This is a genomic window from Novosphingobium aquae (assembly GCF_037572715.1).
In the GTDB taxonomy this organism is placed as follows: Bacteria; Pseudomonadota; Alphaproteobacteria; order Sphingomonadales; family Sphingomonadaceae; genus Novosphingobium; species Novosphingobium aquae.
The window spans coordinates 137,413-163,574 of the sequence record NZ_JBBHJY010000007.1; the positions used below are offsets into that span (position 1 = coordinate 137,413).

The window sequence follows — 26,162 nt, forward strand, 5'->3', positions numbered from 1 at the left end:
CAGATCATTCCCCCGCAGCGTCAGTTTGCGCGCACATGATGCTGCGCATCGCCTTGTCATCAATGCCAAGCTGGCCTGCGCAGTCGAGCGCATCCCAGTACTCGCGCCACCAGACGATCTTGCCGCTGGCATCCAGATCAAACACGCCCACAACATGGGTCGTGGTGCGCTGGCCGTTCGCCAGCTGGCGCACGGTATCCACCCTTTCGGTGAACACGGTGCTTCCGGAAACTGCGACGTTCAGGGTGTTGCAGGCGCATTCATCGTAGAGTTGGTACTGCCGCTCAAGCTCTTCGACGATGGCATCTGCCCCCTGGCGCACCGGCGCAATCGGCACGATCGGCTGGTAGCGGGCGTCATCCGCCAACATGGCTCGCAGCGCTACCGCATCCAGCTTTTCGGTATGAAACAGCGCAAGGAAATCGCGCACGATCTGTTCCGCATTCATCGCTTCAGCCCTCCATCGGCCCAAAGAAGGCCGCCACTTTACCGGTGTCAAAATATTCACGGCCGTGCACGATCTGTCCGGCGCGTATCACGAAAAGGTCATGATACTCGTTGGCATAGACCCGGTCGCCGAAGTGGAATTCCGATCGGATTTCAGCAGCTACCGTATCACCTTCGGCCACCATCCCGATAATCTCGACCTTGCGCGGATCGGCTGCGAGCAACATGCCACGAACGTCGTCAGTATAGGATTTGCGCGATACTTCGCCGCGTCCGAGTACCCACCAGGTGCAGTCGGGGGCCTGCAATTCCTCGATCACATCGATATTTCCAGCCGCAACTGCGCCCAGAAAGCGGCGCACGATTGCCTTGTTGGTTTCAGCGCTGTCCATCTCTCGCCCCTCGCCTTGATGAGCCGTGGTCTGCCACAGGCCGCCTCCCCCGCGCCTTTCCTTGGGCAGGTTGCGCACACCGGCCCTCTGCAATGCTCGTCCTGCAGAAACACATGGGAGAGATGCGTGGCCAACCGGTCCACCGTTACAGGCTATAGCTGGTACGTGCTTGCGATCCTGACGCTGGCACAGACCTGTCATGGCATGGACCGCGCCGTTATCGGATTGGTGCTGAAGCCGATCGGAGACGAGTTTAACCTCTCCGGTCAGCAGCTCGGGTTGCTGGCCGGGCTCGCCTATGGCTTGCCTTTTGCCCTCGCCGCGATCCCGTTTGGCTATGCCGTGGACCGAACCAACCGCAAGGTGCTGCTAAGCTGCGCGCTCACGGCATGGAGCGGTGCGACAGCTGCATGTGCAGCCGCAACCGGGTATTGGAGCCTGCTGCTTGGCCGTGCCAGCGTCGGCGTGGCAGAGGCAGGCGGATCGCCTACGGGAATGTCGATCCTTTCCGATTATTTCGGCACGGACAGGCGCGCTACCGCGATTGGCATCTGGTATCTGAGTGCAGGCATCGGCTTTGCCATCGCCTTTTTCGCCGGGGGCATGATCGTCGAAGCCTATGGCTGGCGCTGGACCTTCGTGCTGGCGGGCCTGCCGGGTATCCTGCTGGCGCCATTGTTGCTGCTAACCCTGCGCGAACCAAAGCGCGGGCAGATGGACAAGGGGGAACCCGAAGTCAGCACGGGTCTCTGGCCCCGCCTGAAAGAGCTCATGGCTCGCCCCGGCATCGCCTATGGTGTCGCCGCCATCACCTGCATCGCGACTGGTATTTATGGCATGAGCACCTGGCTGGCGACCTTCCTTGTCGAAAGCCGCGGCATGCCTCTGGCCGAAGCCGGCACGACCGTCGCCATCGCTTACGGATTGCTCGGTTCGATTGGCGGGCTTGGTGCTGGCTGGGGCGTTGACCGAATCAATGCCGCGCGTGGCGGGTTCGATCCAGCCCGAACGGCGCTGATTGCCTCAGCCATCCCCGTCATGACAGCGATAAGCGGTGTTGCGGCGGTCAGCCTGTCCAGCGGACTTCTTGCGACCGCATGCATCATGGCGGCGGGCCTCTTCAGTTCATCGTACAACGGCCCGGTCAACGCGATGATTGTGACCCAGGCCGGGCCGAACCTGCGCGGACTTGCAATTTCCACAGTGCAAACCAGTGCCAATCTGATTGGAGTCGGCTTCGGAACTTGGCTGATCGGCAAGATCAGCGACGTGGTTGGCGGCAGTGCCGGCCTTGCCTGGGGAATTGGCACGGCGATGATTTTCTGCGTGCTGGGCGGGGCATTCCTGCTGCTCGCATCCTTACAGATAAAGGCTGGCAGAAAGCCAGAACTCTCTAATTCAAGGAGTTGAACATGGATCCTCAAGCACCACCGCAATATCACAACCCGGTTGTCGATCCCAACTGCGTTCCCCGGCCCTTCCCGGCGCGGACGGATCATCTGCCCACGTCGATGGACAATGTAAACGCTGAGTGGCTCAGCCGCATGATGAGCTACAAATATCCCGGCGTCGTCGCCAGCAATATGGAAACTGTGGAACTGCTCAACAGCCACACTACCAAATGGCGTGTAAAGGTGGACTGGAACGAGGCAGGAATCGCTGCCGGACTGCCAGCCAATCTGTGCATGAAGGCCAACTGGTCAGGCTCGTTCGACAACGTCGATATTCATGCGCTGGAGGCCCGGTTCTATCACTTCATGGTTCATGAAATGAAAGTTCCGACGGCCAAGTGCTATTACGCCGATTGGGACGATGATGGCAGCGCGCACGGCTTCATCGTGCTGGAAGACCTTGTCCAGCGCGGTGGACGGTTTGGCCATTCGACCAATGCCAATGGCGTCGACATGATCATGGAAAATCTGGAAGGCCTTGCCAAATTGCATGGCAGCCTGTGGGGCAGTGACAAGATCAGCCCGGCCAATGCGCCCTGGCTCCAGACCGAAATGGATACGCCAGTCGATAGCGATCAGGTGCGGATCATGTGGCAATGGATCGCGCTTAATCTGGAAGAGCCGGGCTTCTGCGCCATCGCGCCGAAGCACTACCTCGCCGATCCGCGCAAGGTGGAGCGCGCATTTGACCGGCTGGGCGAAATCCAACGCTCCAGAACCACACCACATTGCATCGTGTTGGGCGATTGCCATCAGGGCAATACCTACATCCTGCCAAGCGGCGAGCGGCTGTGGCTCGATTGGCAACTGGTCCGGCGCGGACGTCCGTGGCGCGATCTCACTTATTTCGTGATCGGGGCGCTGAGCATTGAAGAGCGCCGCCATCATCACAAGGACATGGTGCGGCAATATCGCGACTATCTGATCGCCACCGGCGCTCAGGGCGTGCCCAGCTTCGAGGAAGCCTGGGAAGAAACACGGTTATGGGTGATGTACGGCATTCAGGCCTGGGTCGCCAACCTCGATGCTTGGGGTCAGAATGGCATCCCGATGAACGAACGCTTTTTTGTGGCCGCCGAAGACTACGGCACATGGAAACTTCTTGGAGAGTGATGATGGGACTGGTTGAAGGCAAGGTAGCGATCGTCACCGGGGCGGGAGCGAACATTGGCGAGGCCTGCGCAAAGATGCTTGCGGCACAGGGGGCAAGCGTGGTGGTCGCCGACATCAATCTGGCAGGTGCCGAGCGCGTCGCCGAGGAGATCGCGGCGTCAGGTGGCACGGCAATGGCACATGCTGTCGATCTCGGCGACGAGGCCAGCATTGCTGCGATGGTGGCGGCGGTGGTCGAACGGTTCGGACGGATCGACGTGCTGCATAACAATGCGGCCAATACTGGCGCCGGCCAGATGATGAAGGATGGCTCGCTCGCAGCAATGGAAGCCGAGGTGTGGGATGCCGCGTTTGACATCAACTCGCGCGGCACCATGCTGATGACCAAGCACGTCGCTCCGCACATGATCGCGGGCGGCGGCGGATCGATCATCAACACCAGCTCGGGCGTGTCGATTCTCGGCGACGTGTTGAATCCGGCCTACAGCTCTTCCAAGGCTGCGGTAAATGCGTTGACCCGCAACACGGCAGCGCAGTTCGGCCGCGCCAACATCCGTTGCAATGCCATCTTGCCGGGTCTGGTTCTCAGCCCCGTTGCCCGTGCACAGATGACGGAGGCACAGCTTGGCATGATCCAGCGGCATGTGCTGCTTCCGCGCGAAAGCGTGGCTGATGACATTGCCGGCGCAGTGCTGTGGCTGGCGTCCGACCTTGGCTCGTTCATCACCGGCCAGATCATTTCAGTCGACGGCGGCATCTGCCACCACCAGCCGCACTATGCCGACATGCTGGACATGATGGCGGCGATGCAGGCGTAAAAGGATTGGCCCGGTCCTGCCTTGCACAGCACCGGGCCTTTTCAGACCACCGGCATTATTTCTTCCGACACCCACTGCTGCCGATCCAGCCAGGCCTGTTCCCCGGTGATCCCGGGCGGCAACGGCACGATGGTTTCGGTAATGCCGAGATCTTTCAGCCAGCCAATTTGATCGAGGATCTTCTGCTTGTCTGCCGTGCCTGGCGCTCGCGGATCGTCGAGAATCTCGTGATGCGCGCCGACGTTGAGCATTTCCAGCGCGAAGAAGAAATCAAGGTGTCGGCCATCGTATTCGGGCTGCGACTTGATGAAATCGATGCAATCCGGAAAAGTTTCAGGCGGGGTGCGGAAGGGTGACCAGCCGTTGCCGAATTTGGCGACCCGCCGCTGCACCGCCTGGGCATCACCGCCAAACCAGATGGGCACGCCCGGTTTCTGCACCGGCTTCGGGGCAAAGCCGCAATTGCGGAAATTGACGAATTCGCCTTCGAATTCCGGATCGTCCTTCGTCCACAGCTCGATCATCGCAGCGACATATTCGTCGGCCATGCGTCCACGCTTGTCGAACGACACGCCCAGCATGTCGAACTCTTCCTTGAGCCAGCCGACCCCGAACAGAGCCTCGGCGCGGCCGCCGGTCAGCCAATCGAGCGTGGACCAACCCTTGGCCTGCACGATCGGATTCTGCAGCGGCAGGATCGAGACCGAAGACGACAGTCGCAGATTCTTCGTCTGGCCGCCAATATAACCAAGCGCCACGACGGTGTGAAAATACCAGTCACCGGAAAGTGCGACATGCTCCTTGGGAATGATGAAATGTTCGCCCAACATGCACTTGTTGAAGCCCAGCCGGTCAGCGGCAGCCATCAACGCGCCAACGTCTGCGCCGCTCAGCGCGCCTTCCCATGGCTGAACCATGGCGGCGACCTTCATGCTGTTGGGCACGCCCACGTTGAGCTTCATGGAATGCACTCCTGATCGAATGTCTTGCCTGTCTTGTGCAATCCGTGCGCAAGCGCCGAACCTTCCCAACGGCAGGCGGCAGGCACCTTGAAACCGCAGCTTTCAGCAAAATTCAGGTCATCCGGCGTATCAAGATCGGCCATCAGTCCTAGGCATCGCAGCACGGGCATTGTAGGATCGTGAGCCGTGTGAAGCAGGCGGCTCATCGGACCGAAACGGAATTGGAAGGCCGCACTATGGTCAAGCGCCAGGGCATTGGTTCCATGCCCTGCCCGGTCGGTTGCAAGGGCGGAGCCATGCCTTTCGGCCATGGCCAGCAACGCGCCTACATCGGTCAAGGAAACCAGCGGCAGGTCAGCGTGGATCACCAAAGCCGGCGCTCCGTCCAGTTCATCACGCCACGCTGTCAACTCGGCATTAAGACCGCGCCCATGGTCTTCGACCCAGATCCCGTCCCAACTATCCGGACGCTCAGGCGACAGAACCGAAATACTGCTGACTGCCGGGCATTGGTAAAGCACGCCAAGAACATGCCCTGCCATCGCGCCCGCCAATGCAAGCCGGGAGGGATGGTCAAGCGCACCGCTCAGCCGTGATTTGCTGGCCGCGCCTTGTTTGATCGGGACTATTGCCCGCCACTTTTGCAAGGTGGTGCCGCCTTAGTCCACGCAGGCCATCTGACGCTGAGGTTTTCCATAGACCGTGCTGCGTTCCTTCAGCGGACGGCCAATGCTTTGCGTCAGCGCCCGCATTTGCGGCACATCGAACAGTTGCCCGTTCAATCCTCCCGCGGCCCGGGTGATGGATTCGTCCATCAGCACCCCGCCAAGGTCATTGGCACCCGACTGCAACATCACTGCCGCTCCGTCCGGCCCCAGTTTGACCCAGCTGGCCTGAATATTGGGGATCACCCCATCCAGCGCGATGCGCGCGACTGCGTGCATCAGCACCGCTTCGCGCCAGCTCGGCCCGGAACGGGTCTGTCCCTTGCGCCAGTTGGGTGCCTCCATATGCACAAACGGGAGTGGAACGAATTCTGTAAACCCGCCAGTTTCCAACTGAAGCCTGCGGAGATGCAGCAGATGGATTGCCCAGTGATCATAGGTCTCGACATGGCCAAACATGATCGTCGCGGTGGACTTCAGCCCAACCTTGTGCGCCGCGCGCATCACGGACAGCCAATCATCGGTCATTATCTTGTCAGGGCAGATCACCTGACGAATATCATCTGACAGGATTTCTGCCGCCGTCCCCGGCAGGGTCGCAAGGCCTGCTTCCTTCAAACCTGCAAGATAATCCTCATAGGACAGCCCCAAGGTTGTCGCGCCGTGATGCACTTCCAGCGGAGAAAAAGCGTGGACATGCATGTCCGGCACGGCTGCCTTCACTGCCTCGACAATGCCGCGATAGGTATGTCCATCATAGCTGGGATGGATGCCGCCCTGCAGGCAGACTTCGGTTGCCCCGCGATCCCGCGCCTCGATCACGCGCCGGGCAATTTCGGCGTGATCGATGTTATAGGCCGGTCCGCGCTCGCTTTTGGTGCTGCCCTTCGAAAAAGCACAGAACCCGCAGCGGTAAAGGCAGATGTTGGTATAATTTATGTTGCGGTTGACCACGTGGGTCACAGCATCACCCACCCGATCCGCCCGCAATTCATCGGCCATGCGGCACACGGCATCGAAGTCCCGGCCTTCTGCCGTGAACAGCCGAGCGACCTGCCGCTGGCTAAGCTCTTCGCCTTGCGCGACCAAACCCAGCGTAACCGCTATCTGCGGATCGCGACCTGTCACTACAGACGGCAACCATTCCGGCACGGCAGCACCGGTGCCCGGATACCAGTCCACTTCGCGCGGCAATCCTCTTGCATCGACGGCGCGGCGGATGCGCGTGCGGAGCGCCGGATCGGCCCAGCGGTTCAGGTCGCGGGCAAATGCCGGCCCGATCGCCAATCGCTGGCGCAAGTGACGACCTGCTGTCTCGGTCTCGGTTTCCAGCTTTACCAGATGCGGCCAGGGCGCTTCCGGGTTGACGTGATCAGGAGTCACCGGTGACACGCCTCCCCAATCGTTTACCCCCGCGCGAACCAATTGCTTCAGTTCGCCCGGCTGAAGGTTTGGCGGGGCCTGAATGGTCATTTCCGGGCCAAGGATCAGTCGGGCGGCAGCAATCGTCCATAGATGATCGCGCAAGGACGGATCGCCCGCATTGCGCATCATCGTATCCGGTTTGGCCCGGAAGTTCTGGACGATGACTTCCTGGATGTGCCCGTAACGAGCATGGAGATCGCGGATGGCCAGAAGAGCTTCGACCCGTTCCTGGCGCGTCTCACCGATTCCGATCAGCAGGCCGGTCGTGAAAGGCACCTTCGCCTCGCCCGCCTGTCTGATCGATTCAAGCCGTGCCTGTGGCTGCTTGTCGGGCGAGCCATGGTGCGGCATGCCTTTTTCGCAAAGGCGCTCCGATGTACTCTCAAGCATCAGCCCCATCGACGCCGAAATCGGGCGCAGCGCCGCATAGTCTGCAGCGCCCATCAGACCCGGATTAAGATGCGGCAGCAGGCTGGTTTCCTTCAGCACCAGCGCCGCGGCAGCCGCGACATAGTCCAGTGTACTCGAAAACCCGCGTTCTGCGAGCCATGCGCGAGCGACGGCATATCGTGCCTCGGGACGATCACCTAGAGTGAACAAGGCCTCGCGGCACCCTGCCAGTTCGCCGGCACGGGCAATCGCCAGCACTTCATCCAGCTCAAGGTAGGGCGATGGCAACTCGGACGGGCGCCGGGCGAACGTGCAGTAGTGGCAGACATCGCGGCATAATTGCGTGAGTGGGATGAACACCTTGCGCGAATAGGTCACAACCGCGCCGTGCCCGGCCAGCGTCAGCGCCTCGGCCTCGGCCATCAGTAATTCAAGCGGGCGCGTTTCCAGCCGCTCCAGCCAGTCTCGCGCCTCGTCAGGATCCCACCAGGTGGTCATGTCGCTAAGTTCCTAACCGGATCAGATCGCCGTGCGATCTCCGCCCTTGAGCGACAGGATTTCGCGCGCTTCATCGGGTGTGGCTACCGAAAGGCCCATGCCTTCGATGATCTTGCGCGCTGTCAGGACCTGCTCGGCATTGGTTTCGGCCAGTTTGCCCGGCCCGGCCCAAAGTGAATCCTCCAGCCCTACGCGGACATTGCCGCCCATTGATGCCGCCATGGCAACAATGCTCATCTGTTTGGCACCTGCACCCAGCACCGACCACTCATATTGATCGCCGAAAAGCCGGTCAGCCGTGCGCTTCATGTGCATCACGTCATCGGGGTGGCTGCCGATGCCGCCCAGAATGCCGAAGCAGGTCTGGACGAACAGCGGCGCCTTCACCAATCCGCGATCAAGGAAGTGCGCCAGATTGTAGAGGTGGCTGGTATCGTAGCATTCAAACTCAAACCGCGTGCCGAGCGGTGTCAGCAATGCCAGCAGTCCTTCAATGTCCTTGTAGGTATTCTTGAAGACCAGATCGCGTGATGCTTCGAGCAGCTGCGGTTCCCATTCGTGCTTCCAGTCCTTGTAGCGGTTAAGCATCGGGAACAGACCAAAGCCCATCGTGCCCATGTTGAGGCTGGCGACTTCGGGCTGGAACCGGGTTGCCGGACGCAGTCGTTCTTCCAGCGTCATCGACGGGTGCCCACCTGTAGTGAGGTTGATCACCGCGTCCGAGCGCTGCTTGATCACCTTGAGGAAAGGTTCGAACAGGTCGGGATTCTGGTCAGGTCGACCATCAACCGGATTGCGCGCGTGCAAGTGAATGATTGCCGCACCCGCCTCTGCCGCACCAATCGCAGCTTCGGCAATCTCGTCCGCCGTCACTGGCAAATGCGGTGACATGCTTGGCGTGTGAATGGCGCCGGTCACCGCGCAGCTGATAATTACCTTGCCCTTGGCCAATGTCCGCTCCCAAAAGTTCCCATGAACCAGGAACTCAGTTTAGGCTCGCGCCTTCAGCATCAGCCTTTCGCAAGATAGGACGTCAGGATAAAATTCCGTATTGCCTCGCCCGGATGACAGCTTGCGGCCGGCGGCGCACCCCAAGCTTGTCATATATCTGCTGCATGTACCATTTGACTGTGCCTTCGGTCAGACCAAGCCGGTCACCGATCTCACGATTTCTCAAACCGCCGCTGACCAGCGTGAGGATTTCCACCTCTCGCAGCGACAGCCCACTGGCAAGACCGTAGTCGTCCTCCACTTCCTCCATCTGCGCTGTGCCCTTGAGCACGGACACGAGTTTGGCGGCGAATTTGTCAACCGGCGTATCCAGCACCGGCCCGCTGCCATAGGCCTCCACCAGAAGCGCGCCGATGGCCTCTCCTTCATCAATGAACGGGCGAATCCACCCGCCAGGCTCGGCAAGTTCAACCGCCGAACGCACCGAACGCCGCGCCTCGGAGCGATTGCCCGACAGGATCGCGATTTCCGCCAGCAGCAGTTCAAAAGTGACGGCCGAGCGTATTGCGCCGCGCTTGCGGACAAATTCCAGCCAACGTTTGGCAACCTTGCGTGAGCGAACGAGCCGGAACCGATGCATTTCCAGCCGTAGCCACGCTGTGGCCATCCATTCATTTAGCCGGGTGGGATTGAGTGTCGGCACCGGCTCGCCTTCAAATTTCAGGTCGCTAGACCAGAAAAGCTGCTCTGCCTGTTCCAGCTGTCCGAGTTTAACCAGCATGCGGATCTGTTCGGAAATCACCAGCGCCCGCAGTCGGTCAAGCCCGCACTCAATGGCGACAAGGTGGGCTTCTTCCAGCCCCGAAAGTGCCGAGGCATAGTCGCCTTCGGCAGCCGCCAAACGAGCACGGACCAGATAGCCGGAAGCCAATTGGTCGACAAAGCCCCATTGCCGGATCGAGGGAAGATACCCTTCGACCAACCGAGCGGCCTTTTCCAGTTCACCGCATTCATAGTGGATTTCCGCGAGCGGCAGGGCAGGCAGCGCTGCCAGCCCGGAAACCTGGCCCTCCATATCCATCGCCAGAGTATGCGCTTCTGTGAGGAACTGGCGGGCCATCTGCGTTTTGCCCTGAGCCACCAAAGTGGGGGCAACCGAGGATTTCAGCGCAATCGAAGCGAAATCCGACCCCGGACGGCCCAAGGCCTTCCTGAGCTCGGCCTCAAGGCGAAGCATGTCATGGAAGTGATAGAGTTCGCGGCGCGCCGACAGCAGCTGCGCGAGCAAGGTGCAACTCAGATAAGGATGTTCATCGCCAAGATCGTCCAGCAGGATTTCCGACTGCCGCTCAACAAACACCATGTTGTCACGCGCCGCCTCAAGCATGATCCGGCGGTGGCGGACACGCAGGCCCATTTGTTCGGCACCATAGTCATCCAGATCTCCGCTTGCGACCTTGGCGGCGACAGCCTGCTCAGCCGCTTCAATCAAACGCTCGGATGACTTGAACGCCAGCCGCCTACTGCGCCGCCAGGACATAGCGAGCATCAGCGATGGCCGGGTCTGCAACAGCTCCCAAGGGAGGTCATTGGCCAGATCGTCCAAGCGGTTCAGCATCCCGCCATAGATCATCGGATCGGCAAGCAGTTCGAACTGATCAGCCAGAAATTCCTTGTCGCCGCTCTGGACTGCGTGGTCGAGTGCAAGCTGAAGTTCCCCATTCGCGGCGAAATAGCGGCTGGCACGGCGATGCAGTTCGGTTGCCCGCTCTGGCGCGCGCATCATCAGCCGTCCGAACACCATGTCGCGGAACAGCTTGTAGTAACGATAGCGACTGAGCTCTCGATCAAGTTCGTTGAGAAACAGACCCCGCTCAAACACCTTCTCAAGCATGATCCGCGCGTCTTCGGTGTTGATCACGGCAGCGCAGACAGATGGCGTCAGCTCACCAAGGATCGAGGTGCCGACGATGAAGTCCCGGATGTCCTGCGGCAGGCCCTCCATCACTTCTTCATGGAAATAGCTGGCAAATTCATGCCGGATCCCGGTCGCCCCGCCTTCGGGAGGATACCCTTCGAGCATATCCCGCTGCCAGGCTCCCGCGGCGAGGATCAATCCCGCCGCCCAGCCCTGGGTATCGACGACAATCCGCTGGATCTCCTCCGACGGGATCGGGAATTCGATCAGCTGCTGGATCAATCGCGCAGATTCTTCGGAATCGAAACACAGATGTCGAACTCTTACTTCGAGCAGATAACCAAGTGAGCGCAAGCGAGCCAGATTGATGCCGCACTCTCCGCGCGAGGCGATGACCGTGGTCAAAGCGTCGCGTGCGCTGGCAATAAGCTGTTCGATGAAATCGCGAATATCCGGGTTGAGTAATTGCGCGTCATCAATGAACAGCACAGGTTTCGGGCCGGAAAAGTCGGAAAGGCTGGCGAGCCAGGCACGGGCATCGTGCTCGATTGAGGCATCGGCAGTCGGCAGTTCAGCAGCAAGCAGCGCCTGCTGCAGCGCGACCTTGAAGGAATCGAGCGAATCGATGCCCGCCCTAGCGGCGATCCAGAGCACTGGGCGGCCGCCTTCGTGAAGCAGGTCTGCCCAGCGCAGCATGGCCGTGGTCTTTCCGAAGCCTGCCGGACTGCTGACGGTGACCACGCGGGACGCGCCAACCTCATCGACCAGCCGCTCGATGGTTTCACGGACGACGTATTTGTGTGCTGCGCGCGGCGGCACGATGGTTGTCGAGACAACGCCCATATCAGTCAAACTCTGCCCAAAGACCGGGAGGACCGGTTGTCCGCCATCTGATCTGCGCTTCGTATTCAACAGGAATCTCTTAAGCGCAAGCGCGATCTCCTACCCACAGATAGGTGGCCAGCGTCGGACAAGCGGACAGGGACTGATTTGAATAAAGGTCATTGTTCAAGTGACCATCGATGAGAGTGATGCCCTGCATGGACTTCGAACTGCCTGAAGAACACCGCGCGTTTCGTGACATGGTGCGTCGTTGGGTAGACAATGAATGCCCCAAGGACTGGGCGCGCAAGCTAGAAGCTGACGAGCACAACTATCCCCATGCCTTATGGGAAAAGTTCAGCGAAGCGGGATTCCACGGCATCGGCATCGATGAGGAATTTGGCGGTCAGGGCGGCGATGTTGTCATGCAGATGCTGCTTGCCCGGGAACTGGCCCGCTCGCTCGGCGGGCTCTCTTGGATCTGGGGCATCACTTCGTTCGCCGGAACAAAGTCGATCGGCCTTTATGGAACGCCGGAACAAAAGGCCAAGTACCTGCCCAGGATTGCCGCCGGCGAACTCAAGGCCGCCATCTCGTTCACCGAGCCTGCTGGCGGCACCGACGTGCTTGGCAGTCTGACCACCACAGCAGACAAGGTTGATGGTGGGTGGGTGATAAATGGCGAAAAGATCTGGTCCTCTTCGGCCCACGTCGCTGACTATCTGCTCGTTCTTGCCCGCACGGATCGCAACGTTGAAAAGAAGCATCAGGGACTGACCCTGTTTTGGGTTCCGGCCAAAAGCGACGGCGTAAAAATCACCAACCTGCCGAAATTGGGCATGCGCTCCATGGGCAGTTCGAGCGTGGTCTATGACAACGTGTTCGTGGCGGATGAGAACGTCCTCGCCGAGCCAAACCGTGCCTGGTACACTTTGCTGCCGACGTTGAACAACGAACGCATCATGGTCGGTGCCTTCTGCCTTGGCGTGATCGACGGCGTTCTCGAAGACGCGCTCGCCTACATGATGCAGCGCAAGGCCTTCGGGAAATTCATCGGCCAATTCCAGATATTGCAGCATTACGTCGCCGATATTGCCACGATGCAGCGCACCACGGAGCTGCTCTTGCATTCCTGCGCCGACAAGCAGGCCCGCGGGGAAAACGTGGGCACCGATGCCAATATGCTCAAGCTGTTTGCCTCAGAGAACGCCAACAAGGCTGCCGACATGGGCATCCAGATCCTGGGCGGCATGGGTTATTCTGCGGAAACCGACATGCAGCGCTACTGGCGCGATTCCCGCCTGTGGCGGATCGGCCCCATCACCAACGAAATGGTCAGGAACGGCATAGCCGAATCTCTTGGCCTTCCCCGATCGTTCTGAGTTCAAGGAAACCAATCCCATGAAAGCCCTGCTGCTCGAAACCACCGAAGGCCCCGAAGCCGTCCGCGTTGCTGATGTCGAAACGCCAGAGCCCAAGGCGGGCGAGGTGCGTGTTGCGATCAAGGCAGCCTCGATGAACCACCGCGAGATGTGGATCGCGCGCGGGCTCTATCCGGGCATGACCTTGCCATCAACGATGGGCTGTGATGGCGCTGGTGTGGTCGATATGATCGGCGAAGGTGTTACCGGCGTCGCACTGGGCGATGAAGTGGTGATCTACCCCGGTCGGGACTGGGGTAGCAACCGCCACGCACCGCAGGCCGAATTCGGCCTGCTGGGCATGCCCCACCCCGGAACGATTGCCGAATATGTCTGCGTGCCGGTGGACAGCATCGCGCCCAAGCCCAGGGGGATGAGCTGGGAAGAAGCCGCTGCCACCGTGCTTACCGGCCTTACCGCGTGGCGTGCACTCATGTTCAAGGGCCAGCTCCAGCCGGGCGATACGCTGCTGATCAGCGGCGTGGGCGGCGGTGTTGCGACCTTCGGGCTGGCATTCGCCGTGGCATTGGGCGCGAAGGTCTACGTCACCGGCGAAAGCCAGGACGTGCTGGACCGGGCAATGGAAATGGGCGCTCTGGGCGGCCTCCTGTTCACCGATCCCGAATGGCGCAAGCAGGTTGGCAAGTTGACCGGCGGCATCGATGTCGTGCTAGATGGGGCCCCCGCCCCCAGTTATGCCAACTATGTCCGCGCGATCAATCCGGGCGCTCGCATTGTGATCTATGGATCGACGGCGGGCGACAAGTTCGAAGTCACCGCCACGGGCATCTTCCTCAAGAGCGCCAGCATCGTCGGCAGCCAGGTTGGCGATCCGCAAGACTTCCGCGACATGCTGGCCTTTATCGACAAGCACCAGATCAAGCCGGTCATCGAAAAATCCTTCCCCCTCGCAGAAGCCCGCGAAGCGCTCCTCTATCTCGAAAAACAACACAAGTTCGGCAAGGTGGTGATCACCGTATGAACGGCCTTTTCGACCTGACCGGCAAGACGGCGCTGGTCACCGGCGGGGCACAGGGGCTCGGCCGCATGATCGCCGAAGGCCTGTTGCGCGCCGGCGCGACTGTGGCGATCACCTCGCGCAAGGCGGACATCTGCGAAACAGCTGCAGCTGAAATGTCTGCGCTAGGGACATGCATTCCCTTGCCCTGCGACCTGTCGACTCCCGAGGCTGCAGTTGAACTTGCTGGCCGTGTGCGCGCGACATTCGGCGGCAAGCTGCACGTGATCGTCAACAACGCAGGCAAGACCTGGGGCGGTCCACTGGACACCTTCCCTGACAAGGCTTGGCCCGGTGTGATGATGGTCAACGTGCAGGCGCCTTTCACCCTTGTCCGCGAGCTGTTGCCGGAACTGGAAGCGGCAGCATCGTCCGATGATCCAGCTCGGGTGATCAACATCGGTTCAGTTGCTGGCAAAGTGACCGAGCGGCTGAGTGCCTATTCCTATGCAGCGAGCAAGGCAGCCATTCACATGTTGAGCCGCGATCTGGCGGGTGATCTTGCGCAGCGCAACATCAATGTAAATGTCGTGATGCCTGGTTTCTTTCCGACCAAGATGACGGCGCACCTGCGCGACGAAGAACAGACCGATCCGGCAGTTCTTGCCCATATCCCGATGCACCGCATGGGCCGGGCAGACGAAATTGCCGGAGTCATTGTCTTCCTTGCATCGCGCGCTGGCGGCTATGTCACCGGAGCCGAAATCCCCGTTGATGGCGGCGTGGTCGGGTGCGGCTGACACCTCCATGATTGTTCGACCTATCCTAGGAAAGGCCCGGCAAAGCCGCGGCAACGCCAATCTGACAAATCAGGCAGTTCGTGCCGCCTGCCGATGGAGAATGCTGCCTTGTCAGGGATAAGCGAAGATCCTGCCCGGATGCGCATCAGTGTCAGCCCGCTGGGTGACATGCTGTTGAAGTCGTGGGACCAATATCCGGACAAGGAAGCCATCGTATTTCCGTCGGGCCGGCGGACATATGGCGATATTACCCGCTCGGTGCTGAGCCGCGCACGTGGGCTGATCGGGCTGGGAATCAAGCCCGGCGACCATATCGGCATCCTCTTGCCTTCGGGTACCGAATTCGTTGAAACGCTGTTTGCTGTTTCGATGGTTGGCGGCATTTCCGTGCTGATGAATGCCCGCTATCGGGCGCCAGAAATCGCCTATGTCGTCGAAAATGCCGATCTAGTTGCAGTCATCACCAACAGCGAGTCTGACGATTTCGTCGATTTCGCGACACGCTTGAGTGAAGCCTTTCCGGCCATCGCCGACTGCACTGATCCATTGGCCCTTTCGCTTGCCAAGGCGCCAAAACTGCGCCGCCTCATTCTGCATGGCGGCAAACAGGCGGCAGGTTTTGTCGGACAAGCCGATTTTGATGCCGCCGCGCAATCCACCGATGAAACCCAGGTGCACGAGGCACGCCTGTCGGTCCGGCTGCGCGATACCTGCATGATCCTGTATACCTCTGGCACTTCGGCCAACCCCAAGGGCTGCCTGCTCAGCAATGAAGCGATTTGCCGCGAGGCCAGCAACCTTGCCCGCAATCGCTGGATGTTTACGGCCGATGAGCGTGTGTGGTCACCCATGCCGCTGTTCCACATCGCTGCCATGCTGGCCATGCTCGGCGCGATCGAGGTGGGCGGAACCTTTATCGGCCAGCCGCACTTCGATCCGGGTGAAAGCTTGCGACAGATAGAGGCTGAAAAGGCCACAATGGTGTTTCTGCCGTTCGTCACCTTCCATCAGGCGATGATCGCCCATCCGGCATGGGACGACGCCGACATGACATCGGTCCGGCTGATGAACAGCTGCTTCAGCCAGATGCCCAAATCCGTTGGCGATGCCTATCGCGCCAAGATGCCAAACGCCTTGCAAGTGGGCACCTTTGGCATGTCGGAAGCGAGCGGCATCGTTTCCACGGGCGGTTTCGATATGGACCCTGAGCTCGGATTTGAAGCGCTCGGCTACCCGCTCAAAGGCATATCGGTCCGCATTGTCTCGCTCGAGACTGGCGAGGAAGTGCCGGTTGGCGAGCGCGGCGAAGTCTGGATCCGCGGTTACAACATGCTCGACGGGTATCATCGCGATCCGGTGAAGACTGCCGAAGCTATCGATAGCTCAGGCTGGTATCACAGCGGCGACATCGGCTCGGTCGATGCAAATGGCCATCTGCGTTTTCATGGCCGCTTCAAGGACATGCTCAAGGTTGGCGGCGAAAACGTTGCGGCGGCCGAGGTTGAGGCCGTGTTCGATTCACATGAAGCAGTCGAACTAACCCAGGTCATCGGAATTCCCGACGCACGCCTGGAAGAGGTTCCGGCTGCTTACGTCAAGCTCAGGGACGGATCGGTCTCTCCCGATGAGCTGATAGCTTATGCCAAAGAACGCATTGCATCGTTCAAGGTGCCCCGACACGTGCGTTTCATCGAAGAATGGCCCATGTCAGCATCCAAGATACAGAAATTCAAGCTCCGCCAGCAATTGATGGCAGAGCTTGGACTGACGGACTGAGGAGGCCACGATGCGCGTTATCATTACAGGTGCGGCAAGCGGCATTGGCCGCGCAGTGGCAGAGCTTCTGGCGGCCGAAAGCAATTCACACCAGATGCTGCTTAGTGACCGCGATGCGGAAGGTCTGGCCAGCGTGGCAGCTGTGCTTGGCGCTTCTGCTGGTACATGCGTCGCTGATCTTTCCAGTGTGGATTGCGGCGATATGATCGTTGCCGCGGCACTTGCCCATATGGGCGGCATTGATGCCGTGGTCAGCAACGCCGGTATTATCGCGGGCGCGCCTCTGGTCGATCAGACGGTGGACCTGTTTGACAGGATCTATGCGATCAACACCCGCGCCACTTGGCTGCTGGCCAAGGCCGTTCACCCCTATCTGGCGGCCAGCAGCGGAGCCTTTGTGGCAACCGCGTCGATGTCTGCCACGCAGCCGACGCCGGGACTTGGCTTCTATTCATCGAGCAAGGCCGCCTTGCTGATGCTGGTGCGCCAATTGTCCCTTGAGTGGGGGCCAGACGGGATCCGCTGCAATACTGTCTCTCCCGGGCCGACCTATACCCCGATGACGCAGGCGGGCTATGCCGATCCGGATCGCCGCGCAGCCCGCGAAGCCATGATCCCGCTGCGAAAGCTGGGCACGGCCGAAGATGTCGCCAATGCCATACTGTTTCTGATTGGCCCTCAGGCCAGCCACATCACCGGTATCGACATGCTCGTTGATGGCGGGATGAGCAATAATCTCATGCCTGCAACCGGTGGCGGAACCGGGCAAAAGGCCAGCAAATAAGCCATTTTTACACGGAGAATACCATGCGTCTCGCTCGAGTCACCAAAGACGGTAACATTGGCCTTGCTGCCCTTGCAGGTGGCAAGGTCACCATCGCCTATGGCGATGCCATTGCCGATCTCGATGCCCACATTGCTGCCGGTACGCTGGCTGAAGCCGGAGCGAAAGCAGCAGCGGGAGAGGCAGTGGATGAGGGGAGCCTCACCTTCCTGTCGCCGCTGGTCCGCCCCTCCAAGATCATCTGCCTGGGCCTGAACTATCGCGACCATGCCGAGGAAGCAGGCCTTGGCATTCCAGAATTCCCGGTGCTGTTCGCCCGTTTTCCATCCAGCCTTATCGGCCATGGTGCGCCGATCATTCTACCCAAGGTTTCCAGCCAGCTGGACTGGGAAGCCGAACTGGTGGCAGTGCTTTCCAAGGGCGGCAAGAACATCGCTGAAGCCGATGCTCTGAGCCACGTCGCGGGCTATTCCGCGTTCAATGACGGTTCGATCCGTGATTACCAGATGCGCACCCCGCAGTGGACTGCAGGCAAGAACTTTGATGATACCGGCGCTTTTGGGCCTTGGCTGGTGACGCCTGATGAGCTGCCCGCTGGCGCAGCTGGCCTGAAGATCGAGTGCCGTGTGAATGGTCAGGTCATGCAGAGTTCGAACACCGACAAACTGATCTTCAACGTTGCCAGCACCATTTCGCTGCTCTCCACCTTCATGACACTCGAAGCTGGCGACGTGCTGGTCATGGGCACACCCGGCGGAATCGGCCTTGCCCGCAATCCTCCGGTCTTCATGAAGGCAGGCGACGTTTGCGAAGTCGAGATCGAAGGAATCGGCCTGCTCAGCAACCCGATTGTCGCCGAATAACAGAGAGATGACCTTTCCAAGCGGAGAGGCAGGATTGAAGGAGAGAGTGATGAAGCGCCCGAACGTTCTGGCCGTCCATTCAATCGATCACTTCGGACTCGAAGTGCCTGATCTTGAAGAAGCGCGCCGCTTCTATGACGCATTCGGCCTTGATGTGCGTGACGAAGCCGGCGGCCTGGCGCTTTACACTGCCGGCCATCCGCATTGCTGGGGCCGCCTTTACAAAGCCGCTGCAAAGCGTCTGCATTACATCTGCTTCGGCATTTACGCAGATGACGAAGCTGCTTTCACAGACCATCTTGCTGCATTGGGCGTCAAGCGGATTTCCGCGCCGGCTGGAGCGAGCGCCGAGGGCATCTGGTTCGAAGGCTTCGATGGCCTGCCGCTCAATATCCGGGTCGCGGAAAAATGCTCGCCGGATGACAAGACGCGGTTTGAAGCAGTCTCATCGGCCGCAGGAACATCGGGTGCGATCTTTAATTCGGCAGCACCAAAAACACACCCCCGCAACCTGTCTCACTTCGCGATTTACACGACCGACACGATCGCAGCGACAGCCTGGTATGAACAGGTACTCGGTCTGCGCCTGTCCGATGGCAGCGGTCCCGTCGTAGCGTTCCTGCACGGTGCGCATGGCAGCGACCACCATATGCTTGCCTTGGTAGGCTCCACCCACCGCGGCATGCACCATGCAAGCTGGGATGTCGGTTCCATTCAGGAAGTCGGCCTTGGGTCAGCGCAGATGTTCCGCGCGGGCTTCAAGGAAGGCTGGGGCGTAGGCCGCCATGTTCTGGGGGGAAATTATTTCTACTACGCACGCGATCCATGGGGCAGCTATTGCGAGTTTTCGGCAGACATTGATTATATTCCAGCTGACTGCGAATGGCCTGCGGCCCAGCACGCGCCGGAAGACAGCTTCTACCTCTGGGGACCTGACGTTCCACCGGATCTCGTCACCAATATCGAACCCGGAGCACCCGCATAATGACGACATTTGTCCTGATGCACGGCGGCGGCATGGGCGGCTGGACGTGGAAGTTCTGCCGAGAGATCCTCGAAGCGAAGGGCCATAAGGTCTTTACGCCAACTTTCACCGGTTTTGGTGAGCGCGAGCATCTGATCAGCCGCAGCGCCGGGAATGACGTTCACGTGCTCGATGTGGTCAATGTCCTGAAGTATGAGGATCTGACCGATGTCGTGCTGGTCGCACACTCCTATGCCGGAACGGTAGCTCCCGGCGTGCTGGCTCAGGCAGGCGACCGGGTGTCGCGCGTGATCTTCCTCGATTCGATCATCACATATGCCGGGGAACGCATTGCCTCGCTGATGGGATTTGCCAGCGAAGCCGAAGCAGCCGGGCTGGATGCCATGCTGGAATCAGGCGAAGGTCCGATCGGCTCTGGCGTACACCTTCAGCAGCGCGAAATGGCCAAGCAGCATCCGCACATGATGGACCCAGCGCGTGAGAAATGGCTGCTCGATCATCTTTCCGACCAGCCGATGCGCGCAACCAGTTGCGCCATTGCCGTTGGCGCGGAATCGATCACCCACCCGGCCGACTATGTCGCGGCCCAGCACACGATCATGGGCATGATGCACGATCGTGCCCGGGCCCTGGGCTGGCCGGTGCATGACCATCCTGGCGATCACGCCTTCAATGTCGGCGATCCCGAAGGCGTCTGCGACATCATCCTGAAGATCGCCCGCTGATGGACATTTCGGACCTGTTCTCGGTCAAGGGCCGCTTGGCTCTGGTCACCGGGGGAAGCGCGGGCATCGGCCGCATGATCGCATCGGGCCTCGCCGCGGCAGGCGCACGTGTCTACATCTGCGCGCGCAATGCGGAAAAGGTTGCCGCCGCCGCCGCCGAGATGGACGGAGACGTTGTTGGCATTGCCGGGGATGTTTCAACCATCGAAGGCATTGCCCAACTGGTCGAGCAGGTCTCTTTGCTTGAGCCTGCGTTGCACATCCTGGTCAACAATGCCGGAACACTATCCGACGCCCCGATTGATTCCTTCAGTGAGGAACAATGGGACAGCGTGCTGGACCTGAACCTGAAAGCACCGTTTTTCCTGATCCAGAAGCTCTTGCCGCTGCTGCGCGCCGGCGGCAGCACAGAACGGCCAGCATCCGTGATCAATATCGGATCGGTCGGCGCGCTGAAGGTCGGTCCGCGCGAGGTCTATAGCTATCAGGCGTCCAAGGGCGCGGTCCATTGGCTGACGAGGTCACTTGCGAAAAAGCTGGCGGCAGAAAGCATTACCGTGAACGCCATCGCTCCCGGTTTCTTCGAAAGCGACATGACGGTGATCACCGACGATGCGATGCGCAAGATGGTAGAATCGGCCGTTCCTCGGGGCCGCACCGGTACACCGGAAGATGTGGCCGGGGCCGCAATCTACCTTGCTTCACGCGCCGGCGCATATGTGACCGGTTCGATCCTGGCTGTTGAAGGGGGGCTGTCGATATGAGCCAGCCGCATTTCGTCGCTATCGGCGGTACGACGAGACCCGGGAGTTCAACCGAGAGAGCGTTGGCCAGTGCCTTGGGCTTTGCCGAGGCATTAGGCGCGCGAACCACTCTCCTTGGCGCCGAGGCCATTGCGCTGCCGCACTATGCTCCGGAAAAGACCGAGCGAAGCGCTGAAGCATTGCGGCTGGTCGAAACTGTGCGAGATGCAGATGCGCTCATAATCGGATCACCGGGATATCATGGAGCATTGTCCGGACTGGTCAAAAATGCACTCGACTATATCGAGGACACAAGCCGGGATGAGCGTTGCTATCTGAGCGGTATCCCGGTCGGCTGCCTGGCGACTGCAGCCGGATGGCAGGCAGCTGTTGCGACAATGAACCAGCTGCGCAGCATAACCCACGCCCTGCGGGGCTGGCCGACACCGATTGGTGTTGCGATCAACAGCATTCCTGGACCTGATGGTCTTGATCCAGTGCAGTCTGATGCTGTGCAAAGCCAGATCCGCATGATGGTTGATCAGCAGATTTCATTTCTGCGAAGGTGATCTTCCGCCCTATCGCGCGACAGGTGTCCGCAAACGTGGCTGCATTGATCAGGGAGCGGAAGTCAGAGGTATTGCGAGCGATGGATTTTGAGCTTTCCGAGGAACAGTCGGCTTTCCGCGACATCGTACGTCGCTGGGTGAACGCCGAACTTCCCAAGGACCTCATGCGCCAGCTTGAGGCTGACGAAGAAAATTACCCCTTCGTCATTTGGGACAAGCTGAAAGAGCAGGGCTTTTTCGGCATCGGTATTCCCGAGGAATACGGCGGCCTTGGCGGCGATGTCGTCATGCAGATGATCTTCGCGCGGGAAATGGCGCGCACGGCAGGCGGGCTGCTGTGGGTCTGGGGCCTGACCTCATTCGGCGGGGCGAAGACGCTTACGGTTGCCGGGACCGAAGAGCAGCGCCAGAAATGGCTGCCCGAGATGGCCGCCGGGAACCTGCGCGTTTCGCTGTCGATGACCGAGCCCGATGGCGGGACCGATGTTCTTGGCGCGATGAAGACCTTTGCTGACAAGGTGGATGGCGGCTGGGTGATCAACGGCGCCAAGATGTGGACCACGGGCGCCAAGGTTGCCGACCGGTTGCTGGTACTGGCGCGATCGGATCGCAATGCTGTCAAAAAGCATCACGGACTGACTGCGTTCTTCGTCGATGCCAAGAGCCCCGGCATAACCGCGAGCCTGCTGCCCAAGCTGGGCATGCGCGCCATGGGCAGCTGCGAGGTCCATTACGACAATGTATTCGTGCCCGACAGCGACGTATTGGGCGAGCCGCATGGCGCGTGGAAAGCGATGCTACCCAGCCTGAACAATGAACGGATCATGGTTGGCGCCCAGTGCCTTGGCGCCATCGACGGTGTGCTGGAAGACGCGCTGGACTACATGAAGCAGCGCCACGCTTTTGGTAAACCGATCGGCCAGTTCCAGATCCTGCAGCACTATGTCGCCGATATTGCCACTTCGCAGAAGCTCGTCGAACTGCTGCTTTACAACGTGTCGTGGATGCAGGCGAAGGGCATGCCCTGCGGCAATGAGGCCAACATGCTCAAGATGGTCGCCACCGAACGCGCAGTCGAAGCGGCGGACCTTGGCATCCAGATTCTGGGCGGCATGGGCTATTCAGCGGAAACCGACATGCAACGCTACTGGCGTGACCACCGCATCCTTCGCATGACGCCGATCTCGAACGAAATGGTGCGCAACACCATTGCCGAGAATCTCGGCCTGCCACGCTCGTTCTGAAAAGGGCTGTTCCGATGGACGAATTCCCCCCCGCCCCCGCCGTTGCCGGCACCTCGCTTGATGGCACGAAGGTGTTCACCATCACCGCAGAAGAAAACGCCGCGCTGTGCCGCTCGACCGGGGTCGAGCCTGCCGCAGATGGCTCTGCGCACCCAATCTATTACTACATCGCCACCCAGGTCGCGATGGGCAAGACCGTCGCCGGCGTGTGCGATACCTGCGAATTCGATGTCGAGGATGGCCCGATGATGGGCTCGTCCGGCGTGCGCTTCAACGCACCGTTGATGGTGGGTGAAAGCTACAGGGTAACGGGTGAAATCCTTAGCCTGGTTCGCAAGCTGAGCCGCAAGCTGGGCGTGATGGACGTACTGACATACCGGCTGCGCCTGCACCCCGCAGACGGCGGCGATGCCTTGCTCGAAACCGACAATGTCTGGGTTCTGCCGCGCAAGGAGCTGGCCGCATGAGCTACTCGGTCGGAGATGCCCTCCCCCCTTTCGTCATTCCCGCTGCCAGTCCCGATGCGATGAAGCACTGGGCGGTTTTCCTCGCCGATCCCAATCCGATCCATCTTGATGTCGACGTGGTGAAAGCCAAGGGTCTGGGCGACAAGCGGATCAATCAAGGCCCGATGAATGTGGCCTTCATGATGAACATGCTGATGGCCGCCTTTCCGGGTTGCCGCATCGAATCCATGGATTCGCGCTTTCTCGACAATGTTTATGAGGGAGACCACCTGACGGCTTCCGGCACAGTGACGGCAGTCGATGGCAATCGTGTGTCCTGCGAATTCACTCTCAATGTCGCGGACCGCGGAACGGTCAACAGCGGCACCGCCACCCTGATAATCTGATGATAGGAGAATACTGATGCCCAGCGGACCTTTTGCCCATGTGTGCATGGTTGTACGCGATCTCGACAAGGCGATCGAGGACTGGACCAAGATCCTGCGCGTGCTCGATCCGCAGAGCCTGGAACAGCGCATCGTCAAGTATGACGAGTTCTCCAGCGGGGACGACGAGGGCATGAAGTGGGCAACCTTCGTCAACGACCATTCGACCGAAATCCAGTTCATCCAGCCCAGCCCCGGCACCCCGATGGGTCGCCGGCTCGACAAGGTGGGCGAACATGTTCACCACCTGTGCTTCTCGACCGATGACGTCCCCGGCGCGATGGCAAAGCTGAAGGCCGAGGGGCTGCACCTTCCCGGTGATGGAGAGACCTACAACGATCCCGACATGACCTGGCAGAAGTGGTCCTGGGTCGGCGCGCAGTCCACCCATGGCTGCCTGATCGAAGTCGCTTCGCCCTATGAAAGCCGCAACGACGGCAAGTGGCACCATGCGCCGAACAAGTTCGCCTACAAGGGCCCGGGCGAGCATCCCAGCCACGCCGAAACCGTGCCAATCACGGCAGGCTGAATTGTCCGGGTCAATCGTCCGGATTAAGGGGGACGGGCTGGATCTGGTCGGGGAAGCCTTTGGCGATCCGGCAGCTCCGCCGGTCCTCTTTTTCCATGGCGGCGGACAAAGCCGCAGCGCCTGGCGCGGATCGGCGCGGATTGTCGGTGATGCCGGATTCTACGGCGTGACTTTCGATCTGCGCGGACATGGCGAGAGCAACTGGGCGGCGGACGGAGACTATCTGCTTGAGGCCTACGGACGCGATGTTGAACGCCTGCTTCAGCACTTCGACCGCCCGGTGACACTGGTCGGTGCCTCACGCGGGGGGCAGGCTTCGCTGGTCGGTGGATCGCGGCATCCGGACCGGGTCAGGCTGGTCATGCTGGCCGATGTTGCCCCGATGATGCGCGACGATGGCGTTGACGGCATCCGCGCTTTCTTTGCCGAGGGCGAAGCCGGATTCGAAACGCTCGACCAGGCCGCAGATTCGCTCGCCCGCCATCTGGATCAGCCGCGATTGGGCGAGGCCTCACGCCTCGCCCGCTCGATGCGGCGCGATGCAGCCGGGCGCTGGCACTGGCGCTGGGATCCCGCGACTGGCCATGCCGAATTCCTGCATCCGCCCAGCGAGGGCGAGGCCATTCTGGCTGCGGCAGCCCGGATCACTTCACCTGTCGTGCTGGTGCGCGCAGAACTGAGCCACCTCCTCACCAATGAGGGCGTCGCCCGGTTCCGCGAACTGACGCCACAGCTGCAGGTGGTCATGGCCATGGGCGTCGGTCATATGTTCACGGCTGACCGCAATGACGGCTTTGCCGCCGAACTGCTCGATTGGCTGGCACGGACGCCGGAAAGGATAGCGGCATGACCAGGAGTGCGGCTTTTGTGGTTGGCGCGACCGGCGGGCTTGGCCGGGAGAGCGTTCTGGCACTGGCTAACGAATGGGACGGCGTGGCCATCGGCTATCACTCGAGCGCCGACAAGGCCAAGCAACTGGCGGCAGAACTGGCACCGGGATGCGCAGGCTGGCCAGTTCATTGCGATCTGACCGATAGCGCATCTGTTGGCGCCGCAATTGCGGGGGCGAAGGCCCATTTCGGGCAGATCGGCACCGTGGTTTTCGCGTCTGGCGTCGCAATTGAACAGCCCTACGTCAGCAAGATCGATGAAGCGCAATGGCGGGAGGTGATCGAAACGGAAGTGATCGGCCTGACCCGCGTCGTGGCGGCCGCTCTGCCGGTGTTCCGGGAACAAGGCGGCGGCAATTTCGTCATCGTGGTTTCGGTCGCCAACTATGCTTTTCCGCCGGGAGACGCCCTGTCATCAGTCCCAAAGGCGGCCATGGAATCGCTGGGCCGCGCGATCGCAAAGGAAGAGGGGCGCAATGGCATTCGCGCCAACATGGTTGCTCCCGGCATTATCGATGCCGGCCTTGGGGCAAGCTATCTCCAGACCATGTACACACCGCAGATCTGGGAAGCCCAACGCAAGAAAATCGCGCTGCAATCGTTTGGATCAGGCGCGGACATTGGTGAGGCTGTGGCCTTCCTTGCCTCTGATCGAGCGCGATACATCACCGGGCAAACTTTGATCGTAGATGGAGGATTCAGCCTGTGAGCCAAGCCAACCATGCCCGTGTCATCGCATTTCTCGATGATTTCCACGTCGAGGGAACACCTGACTTCGCCAAGCTGGCAAGCTATTTTGCCGAGGATGGCTATTACCAACCGCTGGTTCCGGCAACCAGCCGGATCGTCGGCCGCACCGCCATCGCCGCTGCGCTCGAAAAGCAGTACCAGACCTATTACGAATGCCGCTGCGAAATTCATGCGTCGGCGGCGATGGGGCCGTTCGTCTTCACCGAGCGCACCGATCACGTCACCTTGCACGCAGCGGATCGCAAGGTCGGATCGCGGGTCTGCGCGGTCTTCGAACTGAACGATGCCGGGCTGATCATCGGCTGGCGCGAATACTGGGATACCGGCGATGTCATGCGCCAGATGGGCGTGAGCGCCGAAGACGTCATGGCGGCGATGTAG

The 26,162-nt window shown here is 60.4% G+C and carries 27 protein-coding genes; 20 read left to right on the top strand and 7 right to left on the bottom strand.

Features of this window, described 5'->3' with window-relative positions; all coding sequences use genetic code 11:
- Positions 1-4 precede the first annotated feature (4 nt).
- Entirely contained in the window at positions 5-448 is a 444-nt protein-coding gene (locus WG900_RS14190) for a limonene-1,2-epoxide hydrolase family protein (protein WP_339967939.1), read from the bottom strand.
- Between the two features lie 4 nt (positions 449-452).
- Complete coding sequence (locus WG900_RS14195) at positions 453-839, bottom strand: nuclear transport factor 2 family protein (protein WP_339967940.1); 387 nt, start codon at positions 837-839, stop codon at positions 453-455.
- Positions 840-965: 126 nt separating this feature from the next.
- On the opposite strand from WG900_RS14195, the gene WG900_RS14200 reads away from it, so the two are divergent.
- Genes WG900_RS14200 through WG900_RS14210 form a run of 3 tightly spaced genes read left to right on the top strand, consistent with a single transcriptional unit; the run spans position 966 to position 4,221 of the window.
- Complete coding sequence (locus WG900_RS14200; RefSeq protein WP_339967942.1) at positions 966-2,249, top strand: MFS transporter; 1,284 nt, start codon at positions 966-968, stop codon at positions 2,247-2,249.
- 2 nt (positions 2,250-2,251) lie between these two features.
- On the top strand, positions 2,252-3,403 hold the full coding sequence (locus WG900_RS14205; protein WP_339967943.1) for an oxidoreductase family protein: 1,152 nt from the start codon (positions 2,252-2,254) through the stop codon (positions 3,401-3,403).
- Between the two features lie 2 nt (positions 3,404-3,405).
- The gene (locus tag WG900_RS14210; RefSeq protein WP_339967944.1) at positions 3,406-4,221 is read left to right on the top strand and encodes an SDR family NAD(P)-dependent oxidoreductase; all 816 of its coding nucleotides are present in this window, start codon (positions 3,406-3,408) and stop codon (positions 4,219-4,221) included.
- 41 nt (positions 4,222-4,262) lie between these two features.
- Here the strand turns inward: WG900_RS14210 and WG900_RS14215 are convergent, their stop codons facing one another.
- From WG900_RS14215 to WG900_RS14235, 5 genes are all read right to left on the bottom strand, one after another.
- A complete protein-coding gene (locus WG900_RS14215) occupies positions 4,263-5,183 on the bottom strand; it encodes a TIGR03619 family F420-dependent LLM class oxidoreductase (RefSeq protein WP_339967945.1) in 921 nt (306 codons plus the stop codon).
- Complete coding sequence (gene cofC / locus WG900_RS14220) at positions 5,180-5,830, bottom strand: 2-phospho-L-lactate guanylyltransferase (protein ID WP_339967946.1); 651 nt, start codon at positions 5,828-5,830, stop codon at positions 5,180-5,182. Before cofC ends, WG900_RS14215 begins: the two co-directional genes overlap by 4 nt.
- Before the next feature lie 12 nt (positions 5,831-5,842).
- Complete coding sequence (gene cofH, locus WG900_RS14225; protein WP_339967947.1) at positions 5,843-8,161, bottom strand: 5-amino-6-(D-ribitylamino)uracil--L-tyrosine 4-hydroxyphenyl transferase CofH; 2,319 nt, start codon at positions 8,159-8,161, stop codon at positions 5,843-5,845.
- 21 nt (positions 8,162-8,182) lie between these two features.
- Positions 8,183-9,112 carry a 3,5-dioxohexanoate:acetyl-CoA acetone transferase gene (gene kce / locus WG900_RS14230; protein ID WP_339967949.1) on the bottom strand — a complete coding sequence of 310 codons (930 nt, stop codon included), beginning with the start codon at positions 9,110-9,112 and terminating at the stop codon, positions 8,183-8,185.
- An 82-nt stretch (positions 9,113-9,194) separates the two neighbouring features.
- Positions 9,195-11,873, bottom strand: a complete 2,679-nt coding sequence (locus WG900_RS14235) for a winged helix-turn-helix domain-containing protein (protein ID WP_339968144.1) — start codon at positions 11,871-11,873, stop codon at positions 9,195-9,197.
- 197 nt (positions 11,874-12,070) lie between these two features.
- Between WG900_RS14235 and WG900_RS14240 the strand changes: the two genes are divergently transcribed.
- From WG900_RS14240 to WG900_RS14320, 17 genes are all read left to right on the top strand, one after another.
- A complete protein-coding gene (locus tag WG900_RS14240; protein ID WP_339967950.1) occupies positions 12,071-13,234 on the top strand; it encodes an acyl-CoA dehydrogenase family protein in 1,164 nt (387 codons plus the stop codon).
- Between the two features lie 19 nt (positions 13,235-13,253).
- Entirely contained in the window at positions 13,254-14,255 is a 1,002-nt protein-coding gene (locus WG900_RS14245; protein ID WP_339967951.1) for a quinone oxidoreductase family protein, read from the top strand.
- Positions 14,252-15,031: an SDR family oxidoreductase gene (locus WG900_RS14250; protein ID WP_339967953.1), complete on the top strand. Its 780-nt coding sequence runs from the start codon at positions 14,252-14,254 to the stop codon at positions 15,029-15,031. The genes WG900_RS14245 and WG900_RS14250 overlap by 4 nt, the downstream gene beginning before the upstream one ends.
- A gap of 138 nt (positions 15,032-15,169) precedes the next feature.
- A complete protein-coding gene (locus tag WG900_RS14255; RefSeq protein ID WP_339967955.1) occupies positions 15,170-16,807 on the top strand; it encodes a class I adenylate-forming enzyme family protein in 1,638 nt (545 codons plus the stop codon).
- 10 nt (positions 16,808-16,817) lie between these two features.
- Positions 16,818-17,591, top strand: coding sequence for an SDR family NAD(P)-dependent oxidoreductase (locus WG900_RS14260; RefSeq protein ID WP_339967956.1), 774 nt, complete (start codon positions 16,818-16,820; stop codon positions 17,589-17,591).
- Positions 17,592-17,614: 23 nt separating this feature from the next.
- The gene (locus WG900_RS14265) at positions 17,615-18,454 is read left to right on the top strand and encodes a fumarylacetoacetate hydrolase family protein (RefSeq protein WP_339967957.1); all 840 of its coding nucleotides are present in this window, start codon (positions 17,615-17,617) and stop codon (positions 18,452-18,454) included.
- Positions 18,455-18,503: 49 nt separating this feature from the next.
- Positions 18,504-19,439 (top strand): VOC family protein, encoded by a 936-nt coding sequence (locus tag WG900_RS14270; protein ID WP_339967958.1) that lies wholly within the window; start codon positions 18,504-18,506, stop codon positions 19,437-19,439.
- Entirely contained in the window at positions 19,439-20,164 is a 726-nt protein-coding gene (locus WG900_RS14275; RefSeq protein ID WP_339967959.1) for an alpha/beta fold hydrolase, read from the top strand. The genes WG900_RS14270 and WG900_RS14275 overlap by 1 nt, the downstream gene beginning before the upstream one ends.
- On the top strand, positions 20,164-20,928 hold the full coding sequence (locus tag WG900_RS14280; RefSeq protein ID WP_339967961.1) for an SDR family oxidoreductase: 765 nt from the start codon (positions 20,164-20,166) through the stop codon (positions 20,926-20,928). Before WG900_RS14275 ends, WG900_RS14280 begins: the two co-directional genes overlap by 1 nt.
- The gene (locus tag WG900_RS14285) at positions 20,925-21,476 is read left to right on the top strand and encodes an NADPH-dependent FMN reductase (RefSeq protein ID WP_339967962.1); all 552 of its coding nucleotides are present in this window, start codon (positions 20,925-20,927) and stop codon (positions 21,474-21,476) included. The genes WG900_RS14280 and WG900_RS14285 overlap by 4 nt, the downstream gene beginning before the upstream one ends.
- 80 nt (positions 21,477-21,556) lie before the next feature.
- Entirely contained in the window at positions 21,557-22,720 is a 1,164-nt protein-coding gene (locus WG900_RS14290) for an acyl-CoA dehydrogenase family protein (RefSeq protein WP_339967963.1), read from the top strand.
- Positions 22,721-22,734: 14 nt separating this feature from the next.
- The gene (locus WG900_RS14295) at positions 22,735-23,187 is read left to right on the top strand and encodes a hotdog family protein (protein WP_339967965.1); all 453 of its coding nucleotides are present in this window, start codon (positions 22,735-22,737) and stop codon (positions 23,185-23,187) included.
- Positions 23,184-23,573: a MaoC family dehydratase gene (locus WG900_RS14300; protein WP_339967966.1), complete on the top strand. Its 390-nt coding sequence runs from the start codon at positions 23,184-23,186 to the stop codon at positions 23,571-23,573. Before WG900_RS14295 ends, WG900_RS14300 begins: the two co-directional genes overlap by 4 nt.
- A gap of 16 nt (positions 23,574-23,589) precedes the next feature.
- Positions 23,590-24,141: a VOC family protein gene (locus WG900_RS14305; RefSeq protein WP_339967967.1), complete on the top strand. Its 552-nt coding sequence runs from the start codon at positions 23,590-23,592 to the stop codon at positions 24,139-24,141.
- Position 24,142: 1 nt separating this feature from the next.
- Complete coding sequence (locus WG900_RS14310; protein ID WP_339967968.1) at positions 24,143-24,991, top strand: alpha/beta fold hydrolase; 849 nt, start codon at positions 24,143-24,145, stop codon at positions 24,989-24,991.
- Positions 24,988-25,740, top strand: a complete 753-nt coding sequence (locus WG900_RS14315; protein ID WP_339967969.1) for an SDR family NAD(P)-dependent oxidoreductase — start codon at positions 24,988-24,990, stop codon at positions 25,738-25,740. The genes WG900_RS14310 and WG900_RS14315 overlap by 4 nt, the downstream gene beginning before the upstream one ends.
- Positions 25,737-26,162 (top strand): limonene-1,2-epoxide hydrolase family protein, encoded by a 426-nt coding sequence (locus WG900_RS14320; RefSeq protein WP_339967970.1) that lies wholly within the window; start codon positions 25,737-25,739, stop codon positions 26,160-26,162. The genes WG900_RS14315 and WG900_RS14320 overlap by 4 nt, the downstream gene beginning before the upstream one ends.

Coding starts and splice junctions, on each gene's coding strand:
- WG900_RS14235 (WP_339968144.1), bottom strand. CDS start 11,873: ATGGGCGTTGTCTCGACAACCATCGTGCCGCCGCGCGCAGCACACAAA.
- WG900_RS14315 (WP_339967969.1), top strand. CDS start 24,988: ATGACCAGGAGTGCGGCTTTTGTGGTTGGCGCGACCGGCGGGCTTGGC.
- WG900_RS14205 (WP_339967943.1), top strand. CDS start 2,252: ATGGATCCTCAAGCACCACCGCAATATCACAACCCGGTTGTCGATCCC.
- WG900_RS14285 (WP_339967962.1), top strand. CDS start 20,925: ATGAGCCAGCCGCATTTCGTCGCTATCGGCGGTACGACGAGACCCGGG.
- WG900_RS14260 (WP_339967956.1), top strand. CDS start 16,818: ATGCGCGTTATCATTACAGGTGCGGCAAGCGGCATTGGCCGCGCAGTG.
- WG900_RS14295 (WP_339967965.1), top strand. CDS start 22,735: ATGGACGAATTCCCCCCCGCCCCCGCCGTTGCCGGCACCTCGCTTGAT.
- WG900_RS14305 (WP_339967967.1), top strand. CDS start 23,590: ATGCCCAGCGGACCTTTTGCCCATGTGTGCATGGTTGTACGCGATCTC.
- WG900_RS14245 (WP_339967951.1), top strand. CDS start 13,254: ATGAAAGCCCTGCTGCTCGAAACCACCGAAGGCCCCGAAGCCGTCCGC.
- WG900_RS14210 (WP_339967944.1), top strand. CDS start 3,406: ATGGGACTGGTTGAAGGCAAGGTAGCGATCGTCACCGGGGCGGGAGCG.
- WG900_RS14265 (WP_339967957.1), top strand. CDS start 17,615: ATGCGTCTCGCTCGAGTCACCAAAGACGGTAACATTGGCCTTGCTGCC.
- WG900_RS14280 (WP_339967961.1), top strand. CDS start 20,164: ATGGACATTTCGGACCTGTTCTCGGTCAAGGGCCGCTTGGCTCTGGTC.
- WG900_RS14190 (WP_339967939.1), bottom strand. CDS start 448: ATGAATGCGGAACAGATCGTGCGCGATTTCCTTGCGCTGTTTCATACC.
- WG900_RS14275 (WP_339967959.1), top strand. CDS start 19,439: ATGACGACATTTGTCCTGATGCACGGCGGCGGCATGGGCGGCTGGACG.
- WG900_RS14255 (WP_339967955.1), top strand. CDS start 15,170: ATGCGCATCAGTGTCAGCCCGCTGGGTGACATGCTGTTGAAGTCGTGG.
- WG900_RS14215 (WP_339967945.1), bottom strand. CDS start 5,183: ATGAAGCTCAACGTGGGCGTGCCCAACAGCATGAAGGTCGCCGCCATG.
- WG900_RS14250 (WP_339967953.1), top strand. CDS start 14,252: ATGAACGGCCTTTTCGACCTGACCGGCAAGACGGCGCTGGTCACCGGC.
- WG900_RS14270 (WP_339967958.1), top strand. CDS start 18,504: ATGAAGCGCCCGAACGTTCTGGCCGTCCATTCAATCGATCACTTCGGA.
- WG900_RS14300 (WP_339967966.1), top strand. CDS start 23,184: ATGAGCTACTCGGTCGGAGATGCCCTCCCCCCTTTCGTCATTCCCGCT.
- cofH (WP_339967947.1), bottom strand. CDS start 8,161: ATGACCACCTGGTGGGATCCTGACGAGGCGCGAGACTGGCTGGAGCGG.
- WG900_RS14240 (WP_339967950.1), top strand. CDS start 12,071: ATGGACTTCGAACTGCCTGAAGAACACCGCGCGTTTCGTGACATGGTG.
- WG900_RS14195 (WP_339967940.1), bottom strand. CDS start 839: ATGGACAGCGCTGAAACCAACAAGGCAATCGTGCGCCGCTTTCTGGGC.
- WG900_RS14290 (WP_339967963.1), top strand. CDS start 21,557: ATGGATTTTGAGCTTTCCGAGGAACAGTCGGCTTTCCGCGACATCGTA.